13 protein-coding genes are annotated in these 16,077 nt (G+C 69.9%); all 13 read left to right on the top strand.

Features of this window, described 5'->3' with window-relative positions; translation table 11 throughout:
- Positions 1 to 112 precede the first annotated feature (112 nt).
- The gene (gene nrtL / locus SSP08S_RS39575) at positions 113 to 1,192 is read left to right on the top strand and encodes an ArgS-related anticodon-binding protein NrtL (RefSeq protein ID WP_026179238.1); all 1,080 of its coding nucleotides are present in this window, start codon (positions 113 to 115) and stop codon (positions 1,190 to 1,192) included.
- A 68-nt stretch (positions 1,193 to 1,260) separates the two neighbouring features.
- Positions 1,261 to 2,658, top strand: a complete 1,398-nt coding sequence (gene lysA / locus SSP08S_RS39570) for a diaminopimelate decarboxylase (RefSeq protein ID WP_019073192.1) — start codon at positions 1,261 to 1,263, stop codon at positions 2,656 to 2,658.
- A gap of 152 nt (positions 2,659 to 2,810) precedes the next feature.
- Positions 2,811 to 4,103, top strand: a complete 1,293-nt coding sequence (locus tag SSP08S_RS39565) for a homoserine dehydrogenase (protein WP_019073191.1) — start codon at positions 2,811 to 2,813, stop codon at positions 4,101 to 4,103.
- Positions 4,104 to 4,109: 6 nt separating this feature from the next.
- Positions 4,110 to 5,168: a threonine synthase gene (gene thrC, locus SSP08S_RS39560; RefSeq protein WP_019073190.1), complete on the top strand. Its 1,059-nt coding sequence runs from the start codon at positions 4,110 to 4,112 to the stop codon at positions 5,166 to 5,168.
- A 270-nt stretch (positions 5,169 to 5,438) separates the two neighbouring features.
- Positions 5,439 to 6,380: a homoserine kinase gene (gene thrB / locus SSP08S_RS39555; RefSeq protein ID WP_019073189.1), complete on the top strand. Its 942-nt coding sequence runs from the start codon at positions 5,439 to 5,441 to the stop codon at positions 6,378 to 6,380.
- A gap of 402 nt (positions 6,381 to 6,782) precedes the next feature.
- Complete coding sequence (gene rho, locus SSP08S_RS39550; RefSeq protein ID WP_019073188.1) at positions 6,783 to 8,873, top strand: transcription termination factor Rho; 2,091 nt, start codon at positions 6,783 to 6,785, stop codon at positions 8,871 to 8,873.
- A 150-nt stretch (positions 8,874 to 9,023) separates the two neighbouring features.
- Positions 9,024 to 10,859: a trypsin-like serine protease gene (locus tag SSP08S_RS39545; RefSeq protein ID WP_019073187.1), complete on the top strand. Its 1,836-nt coding sequence runs from the start codon at positions 9,024 to 9,026 to the stop codon at positions 10,857 to 10,859.
- 197 nt (positions 10,860 to 11,056) lie between these two features.
- The gene (locus SSP08S_RS39540) at positions 11,057 to 12,196 is read left to right on the top strand and encodes an LCP family protein (protein ID WP_019073186.1); all 1,140 of its coding nucleotides are present in this window, start codon (positions 11,057 to 11,059) and stop codon (positions 12,194 to 12,196) included.
- Between the two features lie 183 nt (positions 12,197 to 12,379).
- The gene (gene rpmE / locus SSP08S_RS39535) at positions 12,380 to 12,604 is read left to right on the top strand and encodes a 50S ribosomal protein L31 (protein ID WP_019073185.1); all 225 of its coding nucleotides are present in this window, start codon (positions 12,380 to 12,382) and stop codon (positions 12,602 to 12,604) included.
- A gap of 109 nt (positions 12,605 to 12,713) precedes the next feature.
- On the top strand, positions 12,714 to 13,790 hold the full coding sequence (prfA, locus tag SSP08S_RS39530; RefSeq protein WP_019073184.1) for a peptide chain release factor 1: 1,077 nt from the start codon (positions 12,714 to 12,716) through the stop codon (positions 13,788 to 13,790).
- A 55-nt stretch (positions 13,791 to 13,845) separates the two neighbouring features.
- Positions 13,846 to 14,691 carry a peptide chain release factor N(5)-glutamine methyltransferase gene (gene prmC / locus SSP08S_RS39525; protein WP_019073183.1) on the top strand — a complete coding sequence of 282 codons (846 nt, stop codon included), beginning with the start codon at positions 13,846 to 13,848 and terminating at the stop codon, positions 14,689 to 14,691.
- A gap of 55 nt (positions 14,692 to 14,746) precedes the next feature.
- Entirely contained in the window at positions 14,747 to 15,394 is a 648-nt protein-coding gene (locus SSP08S_RS39520) for an L-threonylcarbamoyladenylate synthase (RefSeq protein ID WP_019073182.1), read from the top strand.
- Positions 15,391 to 16,059, top strand: coding sequence for an arsenate reductase/protein-tyrosine-phosphatase family protein (locus SSP08S_RS39515; RefSeq protein WP_026179237.1), 669 nt, complete (start codon positions 15,391 to 15,393; stop codon positions 16,057 to 16,059). Before SSP08S_RS39520 ends, SSP08S_RS39515 begins: the two co-directional genes overlap by 4 nt.
- Positions 16,060 to 16,077: the final 18 nt, after the last annotated feature.

Here is a 16,077-nt window from a genome sequence, read left to right as displayed (position 1 = left end):
GGACGCCCGGCATGAACACCTCGACCCCGCCTCTTCACCCCGGCGTCCACATCCCGGACCCCCGGCCAAACCGGCTGGCCTACCCACCCCCCTCCTCCCCTACGCTTGTCCCGTGACCCCCGTCGAGCTCTCTCGTACCGTGCTGCGCGCGGTGCGCCGTGCTGTCGACGAGGGGGAGCTGAGCGTGGTTGTGCCCGAGCGGGCCTCGGTGACCGTGCCGGGGGCCGGCGGGTGCGGTGACTACGCCACCAACATCGCCCTTCAGCTCGCCCGGCCCGCCGGAGAGACCCCCCGTCGCGTCGCCGAGCTGCTGCTGCCGCATCTCGCCGGCGCGCAGGGCGTCAGCGGTGTCGAGATCACCGGGCCCGGTTTCCTCAACATCAGTCTGGGGAGTACGGCGTCCACCTCGCTCGTCGCGGAGATCCTGCGGCGCGGACCGCGGTACGGGTTCGTCGACGGCCCCGCCGGCGGCGACGACACCCCGAGTGCCCCCACCGCTCACCTCGTACGGCTGCACGCCCCCCACGAGCCCCGTGCCCTCGTCGTCATGGACGTCGTCGCCCGGCTCCTGCGCTCACAGGGCGCCGACGTCCGCACCAGCTGTGAGGCCGGGCCTCCCGAGTCCGTCTGGGCGACCGTTCTAGGTGTCGATGCGTACTGCGCGCCTCAGGAACTCTCCCCGTCGGACATCGAGGTACGCCCCGTCCCCGTCCCCACCCCCGACCTCGCCCCCCTCCTCACCCTCGGCCGCGACGCCGCCCGCTGGGCCCTCCTTCACCCCGCCGCCCACGACCGGCCCCGTGTCACCGCCGACCACCTCGTGCAGCGCGAGGCGAATCCCCTCTTCCGGGTCCGTTACGCCTACGCCCGCACCCGGGCCGTCAGCCGCAACGCCGCCGACCTCGGTTTCACCGCCCGACCGGGCGACGTAAGAGCAGAGGTCACCCCTCTCCTCGCCGACCACCCCCGAGTCCTCTCCCGCGCGGCCGCCCACCGCGCCCCCGACCTGCTCGCCCGTCACCTGGTCGCCGTAGCCGACGCGGCCCTCGTTCTTCTCCCCGCGGTGCTGCCGCTCGGGGACGAGAAACCCTTGGCCGCCCACCGTGCCCGGCTCGCGCTCGCCGAAGCCGCCGGGGCGGTGCTGGCCGGTGGCCTCTCCCTGCTCGGCATCGACGCACCCGAACACCTCTGAGCGCGAAGAACGACGAAGACACCACTCACTCGATCCCCGCGCCAGGAAGAGACAGAAGAGAACACGACATGAGCCGTTCCGCACATCCCGCCGGTCCCCGTCACGCCGATGTCCTGCCCGAGGGGCACTACTCCGGTCCCGCCGCCGATCTCAACGAACTCGACCCCAAGGTGTGGGCACAGACCGTCACCCGCGACGACGACGCGAACGGTGTCGTCACCGTCGGCGGTATCGACGTGAAGACCCTCGCGGAGCGGCACGGCACCCCGGCCTACGTTCTCGACGAGGACGACTTCCGGCAGCGTGCCCGTGCCTGGCGCACCGCCTTCGGGCACGACGCCGACGTCTTCTACGCCGGCAAGGCGTTCCTGTCCCGTGCCGTCGTGCGGTGGTTGCACGAGGAGGGGCTGAATCTCGACGTGTGTTCCGGGGGCGAGCTCGCCACCGCCCTCTCCGCCGGTATGCCCGCCGACCGCATCGCCTTCCACGGCAACAACAAGTCCGTGAGCGAGATCACCAGGGCCATCGAGGCGGGCGTCGGGCGGATCGTCCTCGACTCCTTCCAGGAGATCGTCCGCGTCGCCCACATCGCGCAGTCCCTCGGGAAGCGGCAGCGCGTGCAGATCCGTATCACCGTCGGCGTCGAGGCGCACACGCACGAATTCATCGCCACCGCCCACGAAGACCAGAAGTTCGGGATTCCGCTGGCGGGAGGGCAGGCCGCCGAAGCCGTTCGCCGCGCGCTCCAGCTCGACGGGCTCGAACTCATCGGGATTCACTCCCACATCGGGTCGCAGATCTTCGACATGTCCGGGTTCGAGGTCGCCGCCCACCGTGTCGTCGGGCTGCTGAAGGACATTCGCGACGAGCACGGCGTCGAGCTGCCCGAGATCGACCTCGGGGGTGGGCTCGGTATCGCCTACACCAGCGACGACGATCCCCGCGAACCCCACGACATCGCCAAGGCGCTCACCGAGATCGTCACCCGCGAGTGCGACTCCGCCAAGCTGCGGACGCCGCGCATTTCCGTCGAGCCGGGGCGCGCGATCGTCGGGCCGACCGCGTTCACGCTCTACGAGGTCGGCACCATCAAGCCCCTCGACGGGCTGCGGACCTATGTGTCGGTCGACGGCGGCATGTCCGACAACATCCGGACGGCGCTCTACGACGCCGAGTACAGCGTCGCTCTCGTGTCCCGCCGCTCCGACGCCGAGCCGATGCTCGCCCGTGTTGTCGGCAAGCACTGCGAGAGCGGGGACATCGTGGTGAAGGACGCGTTCCTGCCGGGGGACCTGGCTCCCGGTGACCTGATCGCCGTACCGGCGACGGGCGCGTACTGCCGTTCCATGGCCAGCAATTACAACCATGTGCTCCGGCCGCCGGTCGTCGCCGTGAAGGACGGCGAGTCGCGGGTCATCGTCCGCCGGGAGACCGAGGAGGACCTGCTCCGGCTCGACGTCGGCTGAGGCGGAAGCGACAGAAAGAGGGGTGGAAGATCTCCCGTCTTCCACCCCCGTGAAAATGAAATCGATGTCTCACGATCCGGACCATGGATAGAAAGTCCCGTCCGGTGAGTGAGACTGGTCCAACCGATGACGGTATGAGGAAACGAGGTCGGATGATGCGTACGCGTCCGCTGAAGGTGGCGCTGCTGGGCTGTGGAGTGGTCGGCTCAGAGGTGGCGCGCATCATGACGACGCACGCCGACGACCTCGCCGCCCGCATCGGCGCGCCCATCGAGCTCGCCGGCGTCGCCGTACGACGGCCCTCCAAGGTCCGCGAGGGCATCGACCCCGCCCTCGTCACCACCGACGCGACCGCCCTCGTCAAACGCGGCGACATCGACGTCGTAGTAGAGGTCATCGGGGGCATCGAGCCCGCCCGTTCCCTGATCACCACCGCCTTCGAGCACGGTGCCTCCGTCGTCTCCGCCAACAAGGCGCTCCTCGCCCAGGACGGCGCCGCCCTGCACGCCGCCGCCGAGCGACAGGGCAAGGACCTGTACTACGAGGCCGCAGTCGCCGGCGCGATTCCGCTGATCCGGCCGCTGCGCGAGTCCCTCGCCGGCGACAAGGTCAACCGCGTGCTCGGGATCGTCAACGGGACGACCAACTTCATCCTCGACAAGATGGACAGCACGGGCGCCGGGTACCAGGAGGCCCTCGACGAGGCCACCGCGCTCGGGTACGCCGAGGCCGACCCCACCGCCGACGTCGAGGGCTTCGACGCCGCCGCCAAGGCCGCCATCCTCGCCGGAATCGCCTTCCACACGCGCGTGCGTCTCGACGACGTCTACCGCGAGGGAATGACCGAGGTCACCGCCGCCGACTTCGCCTCCGCGAAGAACATGGGCTGCACCATCAAGCTGCTCGCCATCTGCGAGCGGGCCGAGGACGGCGGCTCCGTCACCGCGCGCGTGCACCCCGCCATGATCCCGCTCAGCCACCCGCTCGCCTCCGTCCGCGGCGCCTACAACGCCGTGTTCGTCGAGTCCGACGCCTCCGGGCAGCTGATGTTCTACGGCCCCGGAGCGGGCGGCGCCCCCACCGCCTCCGCCGTGCTCGGCGACCTCGTCGCCGTGTGCCGCAACCGGCTCAACTCGACCACCGGGCCAGGGGAGTCGGCGTACGCCGGACTGCCCGTGTCCGGCATGGGCGAGGTCGTCACGCGGTACCACATCAGCCTCGACGTCGCCGACAAACCGGGTGTTCTCGCACAGGTCGCCACCGTGTTCGCCGAGCACGGTGTCTCGATCGATACGGTTCGGCAGCAGGGGAAGGACGGCGAGGCCTCTCTCGTCGTCGTCACGCACCGCGCGTCCGACGCCGCCCTGGGCGGGACCGTCGAGGCGTTGCGCAAGCTCGACACCGTGCGGGGTGTCGCCAGCATCATGCGGGTTGAAGGAGAGTAACCAGCAATGACCCACCAGTGGCGCGGAATCATCGAGGAGTACCGGGACCGGCTCCCGGTGTCCGACAGCACGCCGGTCGTCTCCCTCCGCGAGGGCGGCACGCCCCTCGTGCCCGCGCAGGTGCTCTCCGAGCGCACCGGCTGCGAGGTCCACCTCAAGGTGGAGGGCGCCAACCCCACCGGGTCCTTCAAGGACCGCGGTATGACCATGGCCATCACGCGGGCCAAGGAGGAGGGCGCGCAGGCCGTCATCTGCGCCTCCACCGGCAACACGTCGGCCTCCGCCGCCGCCTACGCCGTGCGCGCCGGGATGGTCTGCGCCGTCCTCGTGCCGCGCGGCAAGATCGCGCTCGGCAAGATGGGCCAGGCCCTCGTGCACGGCGCGAAGATCCTCCAGGTCGACGGGAACTTCGACGACTGCCTCACCCTCGCCCGCGAGCTGAGCGACAACTACCCTGTGGCGCTGGTGAATTCGGTCAACCCGGTACGCATCGAGGGCCAGAAGACGGCCGCCTTCGAGATCGTCGACATGCTCGGCGACGCGCCCGACATCCACGTCCTGCCGGTCGGCAACGCGGGCAACATCACCGCGTACTGGAAGGGCTACAAGGAGTACGCCGGCGACGGCATCGCCGCGAAGACTCCGCGCATGTGGGGGTTCCAGGCGTCCGGTTCCGCGCCCATCGTGCGCGGCGAGATCGTCAAGGACCCCTCGACCATCGCCACCGCGATCCGCATCGGCAACCCGGCCTCCTGGCAGTACGCGCTCGAAGCGCGGGACGAGTCCGGCGGGTTCATCGACGAGGTGACGGACCGTGAAATCCTGCGCGCCTACCGGCTGTTGGCCGCCCAGGAGGGCGTTTTCGTCGAGCCCGCCTCCGCCGCTTCCGTCGCCGGTCTCCTCAAGGCGGCCGAGCAGGGCAAGGTCGACCCGGGCCAGACCATCGTCTGCACGGTGACCGGAAACGGTCTGAAGGACCCCGACTGGGCCGTCGCGGGCGCCCCGCAGCCCGTCACGATCCCCGTCGACGCGCCGACCGCCGCCGAGCGACTCGGACTCGCGTAGAACGACGTTTGACCCACCCCGTGGGGGAGATCCCCGCGGGGGGTGCACAGGGGGCTTACGACACGCATCGTGCGCCTCCTGTGCGCCCTATGTCGCCACAGAACCTTCCTTCGATAGGCTGTACCGAACCCGCCCGCCGCATATGCCTGCGCGCATGGCTCGGCACCGCGCCGTCTCCACGGCCCGAGGGTCTCCACGTACCTATCGGATGTCATCGAACTTCATCGAATGTCTTCGACAATCACGCAGCTCAAGGAGAGTCATCGAGCGATGGCCGGTCCAGCCTTCCGCGCCGCCGCCGTCCGGGTGCGCGTCCCCGCCACCAGCGCCAACCTCGGCCCGGGCTTCGACGCCTTCGGCCTCTCGCTGGGGCTCTACGACGACGTCGTCGTCCGTGTCGCCGACTCCGGGCTGCTCATCGACATCGCGGGCGAGGGCAGCGAGACCCTCCCGCGCGACGAGAACCACCTCCTCGTACGGTCCCTGCGCACCGCCTTCGACCTGCTCGGCGGACAGCCGCGCGGCCTCGAGATCGTCTGCGCCAACCGCATTCCGCACGGCCGCGGCCTGGGCTCCTCCTCCGCCGCCATCTGCGCGGGCATCGTCGCCGCGCGCGCCGTGACCATAGGCGGGGACTCCAAGCTCGACGACACCGCCCTGCTGGAGCTCGCCACCGAGATCGAGGGCCACCCCGACAACGTGGCGGCCTGTCTGCTGGGCGGCTTCACGCTCTCCTGGATGGACGCGGGCGCCGCGCGGGCGATCAGGATGGATCCCGCCGGTTCCATCGTTCCGGTGGTTTTCGTGCCCGGGAAGCCGGTCCTCACCGAGACGGCGCGCGGACTGCTCCCGCGCAACGTCCCGCACGTCGACGCGGCCGCCAACGCGGGCCGCGCCGCCCTGCTCGTCGAGGCCCTGACCCGCCGCCCCGAACTGCTGCTGCCCGCCACCGAGGACCGCCTGCACCAGGAGTACCGGGCGCCGGCCATGCCCGAGAGCGCGGCGCTCGTGGAGCGGCTGCGCGCGGACGGGGTGCCCGCCGTCATCTCCGGTGCGGGGCCCACCGTGTTGGCACTGGTCGACGCCGACAACGCCGACAAGGTCGCCCATCTCGCCGGCGAGGGCTGGGCCGCCAACCGGCTCGACCTCGACGAACAAGGCGCGTGCGTCCTTCCGCTCGCGGCCCCGAGCAGCGCCCCGAGCAGCAATTGACTACGTACCGTCGCCGGATTTCGAGAGGGGGAATGTTTGTTGGATCCGGTAGTGTTAATCTCAAGTCTGCACCCGACCCCACCATGGCGAGGTGCTTGTTGTCCCCGTCAGGGACAGACATTCTTCCGGGAGCCTCCCAAACCACACTCTGTTCCGTCCGGGCACTGAGTGGTTCGCCGGGCACGCTCCGGAAGCCGGGAAAGCTCCGGAATTGGTGCGACCAAGCAACGTGACACAGCCACTCGGTGTCACTGCTTTGGGAAGCGCCGTCACCAGAAATCTCTTCCGCCGCTGAGGCGGACCACCGCCCCGGCACGGTTCACACAGCAAGAACCGAAGCCGGACAGCACAACCGGTCGCCGAGCCAGACAGGCCGACGTCCGCTCCAGGGAAGGACCCTTCGTGAGCGACACCACCGATCTGATGGGCGCGCGTGTCGAGGAGACCGCTGCCGCGCCCGCCACGGACGCCTCCGCGCCTGCCACCGGTGCCGGCTCCCGGCGGCGCCGCGGTACCGGCCTCGACGGCATGGTGCTGGCCGAGCTGCAGCAGGTCGCATCCGGCCTCGGCATCAGGGGCACCGCGCGGATGCGCAAGAGCCAGCTGATCGAGGTCATCAAGGAGGCGCAGGCGGGCGGAGGTGCTCCGGCCAAGGCCGAGACCGCCACCGAGACCAAGCCCAAGCGCCGCGCCACCTCCAAGACCCGTACGGGCGACGAGAGCGCCGCTCCGGCCGAGCAGAAGGCCGAGAAGGTCGCCGCCGAGAAGGCCGTGGCCCAGCAGCAGATCGAGATCCCCGGCCAGCCGGCTGGGGGCCCCTCCCGCGATGGGGGCCCCTCCCGCGCGAGCGAAGCCGAGCGTGGGGGAGAAGCCGAGCGTGGGGGAGAGGATGCGCCTGTTGAGCGCCGTCGGCGCCGGGCGACCGCCGAGGCGGGCAGCCCCGAGACGGTCGTCGCCGAGGTCAAGACCGAGACGCCCGCCGCCGCGCAGGGCGAGGCCAGGGGCGACGCCGGTGACGACGGCCGTCAGGGCCGCCGGGACCGCCGGGACCGCGACCGCGGTGGCCGTCAGGACCGTGACCGCGGCGACCGCCGCAAGGGCGACGAGCAGCAGGGCGGCGGCCAGCAGCAGGACCGTCAGCAGGGCGGCGGCCGCCAGGACCGGCAGCAGCAGGGCCAGCAGCAGAGCGGTGGCCGCCAGGACCGTCAGGACCGGCAGCCGCGCGACAACGGCCCGCAGGACGACGACGACTTCGACGGCGGACGCCGTGGCCGGCGCGGCCGTTACCGCGACCGCCGTGGCCGTCGTGGCCGTGACGAGTTCGCCGGCGGCGCCGGCGAGCCGCAGGTCGCCGACGACGATGTCCTGATCCCCGTCGCGGGCATCCTCGACATCCTCGACAACTACGCCTTCATCCGTACGTCGGGCTACCTGCCGGGCCCCAACGACGTGTACGTCTCCCTCGCCCAGGTCCGCAAGAACGGCCTGCGCAAGGGCGACCACGTCACCGGCGCGGTCCGCCAGCCGAAGGAGGGCGAGCGCCGCGAGAAGTTCAACGCGCTCGTGCGCCTCGACTCGGTCAACGGCATGGCGCCCGAACACGGCCGCGGGCGGCCGGAGTTCAACAAGCTGACGCCGCTGTACCCGCAGGACCGCCTCCGCCTGGAGACCGACCCGGGTGTGCTGACGACCCGCATCATCGACCTCGTCGCGCCGATCGGCAAGGGCCAGCGCGGTCTGATCGTGGCCCCGCCGAAGACCGGCAAGACCATGATCATGCAGGCGATCGCCAACGCGATCACGCACAACAACCCCGAGTGCCACCTGATGGTCGTCCTGGTCGACGAGCGTCCGGAAGAGGTCACCGACATGCAGCGGTCGGTGAAGGGCGAGGTCATCTCCTCGACCTTCGACCGCCCGGCCGAGGACCACACCACGGTCGCGGAGCTCGCCATCGAGCGCGCCAAGCGCCTGGTGGAGCTGGGCCACGACGTCGTCGTGCTGCTCGACTCGATCACGCGTCTGGGCCGTGCGTACAACCTCGCCGCGCCCGCCTCCGGCCGCATCCTCTCCGGTGGTGTCGACTCCACGGCGTTGTACCCGCCCAAGCGCTTCTTCGGCGCCGCGCGCAACATCGAGGACGGCGGCTCGCTGACCATCCTCGCCACCGCGCTCGTCGACACCGGCTCGCGCATGGACGAGGTCATCTTCGAGGAGTTCAAGGGCACGGGCAACGCCGAGCTGAAGCTCGACCGGAAGCTCGCCGACAAGCGCATCTTCCCCGCGGTGGACGTCGACGCGTCCGGTACCCGCAAGGAAGAGATCCTGCTCGGCAGCGACGAGCTGGCCGTCACCTGGAAGCTGCGCCGGGTGCTGCACGCGCTCGACCAGCAGCAGGCGATCGAGCTGCTCCTCGACAAGATGAAGCAGACGAAGTCGAACGCCGAGTTCCTGCTCCAGATCCAGAAGACCACTCCTGGAAACGGCGACTAAGGGAAGTCAGCGTCATCGGAGGGCCGCCCCCTGTTGAGGGGGCGGCCCTCTGCGTTGTCAGTGGCTCGCTGTACGATCGCGCTCTTCGGACTCGCATTCGACATTCGTCCGAACTTCTGATCCCGAGGGGGGACTTCAGTGGGTACGCCCATGCCTGGAGCCGGTCGGCACAGACGCCGGATACGTTTCGCCCTGCCCGTCGCCGCGGCCGGCATCGCCGCCGCCGTGACCGCCGCGGTGCTGACGACGTCCGCCGGCGCGGCCACCGCGGTGCCGACACCGACCGCGAAGCCCGTCGTCAGCCAGCCGTCGCTCGCCACGCTGAAGAAGCGCATCGTGGGCGCCGAGGCCGGTGACGACGTCGCCGGCCAGACGACCAAGAAGTCGTCCCGCAGCGCGAGCACCACCGCCACGACCGCCAGCCCGAAGATCATCGGCGGCACGACGACCACCATCAGCACCGCGCCGTACATGGCGCAGCTCTGGTACTACGACGACAAGGGCACCACCGACGAGAGCGACGACATCGGCTTCTTCTGCGGTGGTTCGGTCGTCTCGCCGTCGAAGATCCTGACCGCCTCGCACTGCGTCAAGGGCTACAACTGGGCCAAGTACGGCGTCGTCGTCACCAGCGCCACCGTGCTGCCGACCACGGACGCCGACGGCAACACCGACCTGCACGGCGGCCAGGCCACCGCGGTCCTGCGCCAGTGGAACCACCCGTCGTACAACGCGACGACGATCGACAACGACGTGGCGGTCCTCACCCTGGCGGCCCCCGTCAAGGCGACGCCGATCCGCCTGACGACGAACACCGACACGACCTCGTACACGGGCACGGCCGCCAAGACGGCCAAGGTCTACGGCTGGGGCCGTACCAGCTCCACCACGCAGGACATCTCCGAGACGCTGAAGACGGCCTCGCTGCCGATCCAGTCGGACGCCACCTGCGCGGGCGCCTACGGCAGCCTGTACATCAAGGGTCACAACGTCTGCGCGGGCGAGCCCGCCACCGGCAGTGACACCGGTACGACGGCCATCTGCAACGGCGACTCCGGCGGCCCGCTGGTCGTCGCCGGCCGGATCGTCGGTGTCGTCTCCTGGAGCGCCGACGACGGCGTCGCCGGCCACGACTGTGTCGTCGAGGGCTCCTACGGCGTCTTCGCCAAGGTCAGCGCGTACGTCGGCGCGGCCTACGCGCAGATCGACGACGGCAACCTCAGCTACACCGACGGCAAGGCCGACATCTACGCCCGCAAGTCCTCCACCAAGGTGGGCTACGAGCTGGACTCCAAGGGCACCTCGCTGGCCGCCCGCCAGTCGCTGGGCGACTGGAGCGGCGTCAACCTGGTCCGCTCGGCCGACCTGAACCGGGACGGCTTCCAGGACTACGTCTACCGGACCACCGCCGGCGCGGTCTACTGGGACCACTTCGTGCTCAACAGCACGCGGGACGACGGCAGTTGGGTCAGCACGAAGATCTTCACCAACTGGAAGACCCGCACCCGGATCGTCGCCCCCGGCGATGTCACCGGCGACTACCTGCCCGACCTGATCTCGGTCGACAGCTCCGGTGTCCTGTGGATCTACCCGGGCAAGGGCAACGGCACCTTCAGCTCGCCGTCGCGGGTCGGCGGGGGCTGGAGCCAGTACAACGCGCTGGTCGGCAAGGGCGACTTCAACGGCGACGGCAAGGCCGACCTGATCGCCCGCAACAAGAGCACGGGCGCCGTCTACCTGTACAAGGGCGCCGGCAAGTCCGGCACGGGCGCCTTCGCGGCCCGGATCAAGGTGCGCAGCTGGCCGAGCTACAACGCGTTCGACGCGGTCGGTGACTTCACCGGCGACGGCAAGGCGGACCTCCTGATCCGCAACGCCAGCGGTTCGCTGTACGTCTACCCGGGCACCGGGAAGGCCACCAGCGAGATCTTCGGCACAGCGAAGTCACTGGGTACCGGTTTCCAGCAGTACGACATCTTCGGATGAAATAGCAGGTGAGCGCGGTTTGACCCGCTCGCGCGACTACACAGAGTGCCCATCGCCGTACGCGATGGGCACTCTGCGTTGTGCAACCCTTTGTCGAGTTTCGCCGTCTGACCAGGCGGAGCGAAGATGGAGCGGTACTGACCGCGCCTGACCCTGAAAGCAGGGGGTAACCGACCGGACGAGAGACCGAGGAGCCCATGTCCGCCGAGAGCACGCCGGAGCCCGGCATACCGGGCAAGGACGGCAACAGCGGCCCGCGCCACCGCGCCAAGGGCCGCAAGCAGAAGAACCGCAGTCCGCGCCACAAGGCCCTGATGATCACCGCCTGGGTCGCGGGAGGCGTCCTGGTGCTGGGCGGTACCGGCGCCGGATACGTGTACTTCAAGCTCAACGGCAACATCAAGAGCGTCGACATCAACCAGGCCCTCGGCACCGACCGGCCGGTCAAGGTCGACAACGGCTCCGAGAACATCCTGGTCCTCGGCTCGGACTCCCGCTCCGGCACCAACAAGAAGCTGGGCGGCGGCACCGACGACGGCAGCGCCCGCTCCGACACCGCGATGATCATCCACGTCTACAAGGGCCACAAGAAGGCCAGCGTGGTGTCCATCCCGCGCGACACCCTCGTCGACCGCCCCGAGTGCACCGACACCAAGGGCGTCACCCACGACGCGGCCTCCGGCGTGATGTTCAACGAGGCGTACTCGACCGGCGGCGCCGCCTGCACGGTCAAGACCGTCGAGTCCATCTCCGGTCTGCGCATGGACCACTACCTCGAGGTCGACTTCGCCGGCTTCGAGAAGCTCATCAACGAGCTCGGTGGCGTCCAGATCACCACCACCAAGGACATCAAGGACCCGCAGAGCCACCTGAACCTCAAGGCCGGCGAGCACACGCTCAACGGCTCGCAGGCCCTCGGCCTGGTCCGCACCCGGCACGGCGTCGGCGACGGCTCCGACCTCGGCCGCATCCAGCTCCAGCAGGCGTTCATCAAGGCCCTGGTCAACCAGGTCAAGCACGTCGGCCTCCTGACCAGCCCGACCAAGCTCTTCGACCTCGCCAACACCGCCACGAAGGCCGTCACCACCGACTCCGACCTCGGCTCGGTGAACTCCCTCACGTCCTTCGCCAACGGCCTCAAGGGCATCAGCTCCGCCAACATGAACATGGTCACGATGCCGGTCGAGTACGACCCGGCCAATCCCAACCGCGTGATCATCGAGAAGTCGAAGGCCCAGCTGGTCTGGACGGCGTTGAAGAACGACCGGCCGATCCCGGCGGCAGCGACGAAGGGGACGGCGACCGGCGAGGCCAAGGGTGTAGTAACAACTTCGTAAGGCGCACCCCCTAGGGGCGCGGGGAACTGCGCGACCAGCCACAACGCACCCGCAGGGAATAGACGACAGTGACCCCCCGTTTTGGGGGATGGCCCCAGTCCTGGCAGACTGGTACGTCGGCCCCGGTTCACGCCCCGCAAACCCGCGGAGCGACCCGGCGCCCTCCCGAACCTAGGAGACACCTTGAAGCGCGAGATCCACCCCGAGTACGTCGAGACCCAGGTCAGCTGCACCTGTGGCGCGTCGTTCACCACCCGCAGCACGATCACGAGCGGCAACATCCGCGCCGAGGTCTGCTCCGAGTGCCACCCGTTCTACACGGGCAAGCAGAAGATCCTCGACACCGGTGGCCGCGTGGCCCGCTTCGAGGCCCGCTTCGGCAAGGCTGGCGCCGGCTCCAAGAAGTAGCGAGCCTCAATTTCGCCGGTCCACGGCCACGCCCTGCTTACAGGCGTGCCGGGACCGGCGTTTTTGGTCGCCCGCCTTCCCTTTCTCCACCGCATTTCAGGAGCCCAAGATGTTCGAGGCTGTCGAGGACCTCATCGGCGAGCACGCCGACCTTGAGAAGAAGCTCGCCGACCCGTCGGTCCACGCCGACCAGGCCAACGCGCGCAAGCTGAACAAGCGCTACGCCGAGCTCACCCCGATCGTCGCCACGTACCGCTCCTGGAAGCAGACCGGCGACGACATCGAGACCGCGCGTGAACTCGGCGCCGACGACCCGGAGTTCGCTGCCGAGGTCAAGGAGCTGGAGAAGCACCGCGACGAGATCACGGAGAAGCTGCGGCTGCTGCTGGTACCGCGTGACCCCAACGACGACAAGGACGTGATCCTCGAGGTCAAGGCGGGCGCGGGCGGCGACGAGTCGGCCCTGTTCGCCGGTGACCTGCTGCGCATGTACCTGCGGTACGCGGAGCGCGTCGGCTGGAAGACCGAGATCATCGACGCCACCGAGTCCGAGCTGGGCGGCTACAAGGACGTCCAGGTCGCCGTGAAGACCAAGGGCGGCAACGGCGCGACCGAGCCCGGCCAGGGCGTCTGGGCCCGCCTGAAGTACGAGGGCGGGGTGCACCGCGTGCAGCGCGTGCCCGCGACCGAGTCCGCGGGCCGAATCCACACCTCCGCGGCCGGTGTCCTCGTCACCCCCGAGGCGGAGGAGGTCGACGTCGAGATCAACCCGAACGACCTCCGCATCGACGTGTACCGCTCCTCCGGTCCCGGCGGCCAGTCCGTCAACACGACCGACTCCGCGGTGCGCATCACGCACATTCCCACCGGAGTCGTCGCCTCCTGCCAGAACGAGAAGAGCCAGCTGCAGAACAAGGAGCAGGCGATGCGTATCCTGCGCTCCAGGCTGCTCGCCGCGGCGCAGGAGGAGGCGGAGAAGAATGCCGCCGACGCCCGCCGCAGCCAGGTCCGCACGGTCGACCGCTCCGAGAAGATCCGTACGTACAACTTCCCGGAGAACCGCATCTCCGACCACCGCGTCGGCTTCAAGGCGTACAACCTGGACCAGGTCCTGGACGGCGACCTCGACGCGATGATCCAGGCTTGCGTCGACGCGGACTCGGCCGCCAAGCTCGCGGCGGCGTAACACGACGGCACGCACGGCACGTTCGGCACGGACGAGTACGACACGGAGGACTTGCGTGAACCTGCTGCTAGCAGAGGTGGCCCAGGCCACCCAGCGGCTGGCCGACGCCGGCGTGCCCTCGCCGCGCAACGACGCGGAGGAGCTCGCCGCGTTCGTGCACGGTGTGAAGCGGGGCGAGCTGCACTCCGTGAAGGACGTGGACTTCGACGCCCGCTACTGGGAGACCATCGCCCGCCGCGAGCAGCGCGAGCCGCTCCAGCACATCACCGGCCGCGCCTTCTTCCGCTACCTGGAACTCCAGGTCGGCCCGGGGGTGTTCGTGCCGCGCCCCGAGACCGAGTCGGTCGTCGGCTGGGCCATAGACGCGGTCCGCGCGATGGACGTCGTAGAGCCACTGATCGTGGACCTCTGCACCGGATCCGGCGCCATCGCGCTCGCCCTCGCGCAGGAGGTCCCGCGCTCCCGGGTGCACGCCGTGGAGCTGTCCGAGGACGCCCTGCAGTGGACCCGCAAGAACATGGAGGGGTCGCGGGTGGACCTGCGGCAGGGCAACGCCCTGGACGCCTTCCCCGACCTCGACGGCCATGTCGACCTGGTCATCTCCAACCCGCCGTACATCCCGCTCACGGAGTGGGAGTACGTCGCGCCCGAGGCCCGGGACTACGACCCCGAACTCGCCCTGTTCTCGGGGGAGGACGGCCTCGACCTGATCCGCGGCATCGAACGCACCGCGCACCGGCTTCTCCGTCCCGGCGGTGTCGTCGTCATCGAGCACGCCGACACCCAGGGCGGCCAGGTGCCGTGGATCTTCACCGAGGAGCGTGGCTGGGCCGACGCGGCCGACCACCCCGATCTCAACAACCGCCCGCGCTTCGCGACCGCCCGCAGGGCGACGCCATGACCAGCGCCCCGACTTTCGACCCGCAGCAGTACGTGTACGAGGAGGCCCGCTAGACATGGCACGGCGATACGACACCAATGACGCGACCGACCGCACGACGGGTCTGCGCGAGGCCGCGTCCGCCGTCCGCCGGGGCGAACTCGTGGTCCTGCCGACCGACACGGTCTACGGCATCGGGGCCGACGCGTTCACCTCGGAGGCCGTCGCCGATCTCCTGGACGCCAAGGGCCGGGGCCGCAACATGCCCACGCCCGTCCTCATCGGCTCCCCGAACACCCTGCACGGCCTCGTCACGGACTTCTCCGAGCTGGCCTGGGAACTCGTCGACGCGTTCTGGCCGGGCGCCCTCACGCTGGTCGCCAAGCACCAGCCGTCCCTGCAGTGGGACCTGGGGGACACCCGGGGCACGGTCGCCGTCCGCATGCCGCTGCACCCCGTAGCCATCGAACTCCTCACCGAGGTCGGCCCGATGGCCGTCTCCTCCGCCAACCTCACCGGCCACCCCGCGCCGGAGGACTGCGACGCGGCCCAGCAGATGCTCGGCGACTCGGTCTCCGTGTACCTCGACGGCGGTCCGACGCCCGGCAACGTGCCGTCGTCGATCGTCGACGTCACGCGCGAGGTGCCGCTGCTGCTGCGGGCCGGCGCGATCTCGGCCGAGGAGCTGCGGAAGGTCGTCCCCGACCTCGAGGTGGCGAATTGACAGCCCCTGACGCGGGGCGTGGCATAGGCAACGGGGAAGTGACGGGGACCTTCGGGCTTCCCATGGACAGCTTCCGCATCCTCCACGTCAGCACCGGCAACGTGTGCCGCTCGCCGATCACCGAGCGGCTGACCCGTCATGCCCTGGCGGACCGGCTCGGCGACCCGCTGTGGGGCGGGCTCATCGTGGAGAGCGCCGGCACCTGGGGCCACGAGGGCGCGCCCATGGAGACCAACGCGGCCACCGTCCTCACCGACTTCGGCGCGGACCCCTCCGGCTTCACCGGCCGCGAGCTGCTCGACGACCACGTGATCCGCGCCGACCTGGTGCTGACCGCCACGAGGGACCACCGCCAGCAGGTCATCTCCATGGGCCACTCGGCGGGCCTGCGCACCTTCACCCTCAAGGAGTTCACCCGCCTGGTGAAGGCGATCGACCCGGCCACCCTCCCACCCCTGGAGGACGGCATGGTGGCCCGAGCCCGCGCCCTGGTCCGCGCCGCAGCGGCCCTCCGCGGCTGGCTCCTGGCCCCCACGGCAGAGGCCGACGAGGTCTTCGACCCCTACGGCGCCCCCCTCCCGTTCTTCCGCTCCATCGGAGACGAGATAAACCAGGCGATCGATCCGGTGGTGACGGCGTTGACGGGTGTGCCCGCGCGGACATAGCAACAGCCGCGCGTCCCA

Source organism: Streptomyces hokutonensis (assembly GCF_000376565.1).
GTDB lineage: Bacteria > Actinomycetota > Actinomycetes > Streptomycetales > Streptomycetaceae > Streptomyces > Streptomyces hokutonensis.
This window is presented reverse-complemented; position numbering and strand designations above follow the sequence as displayed.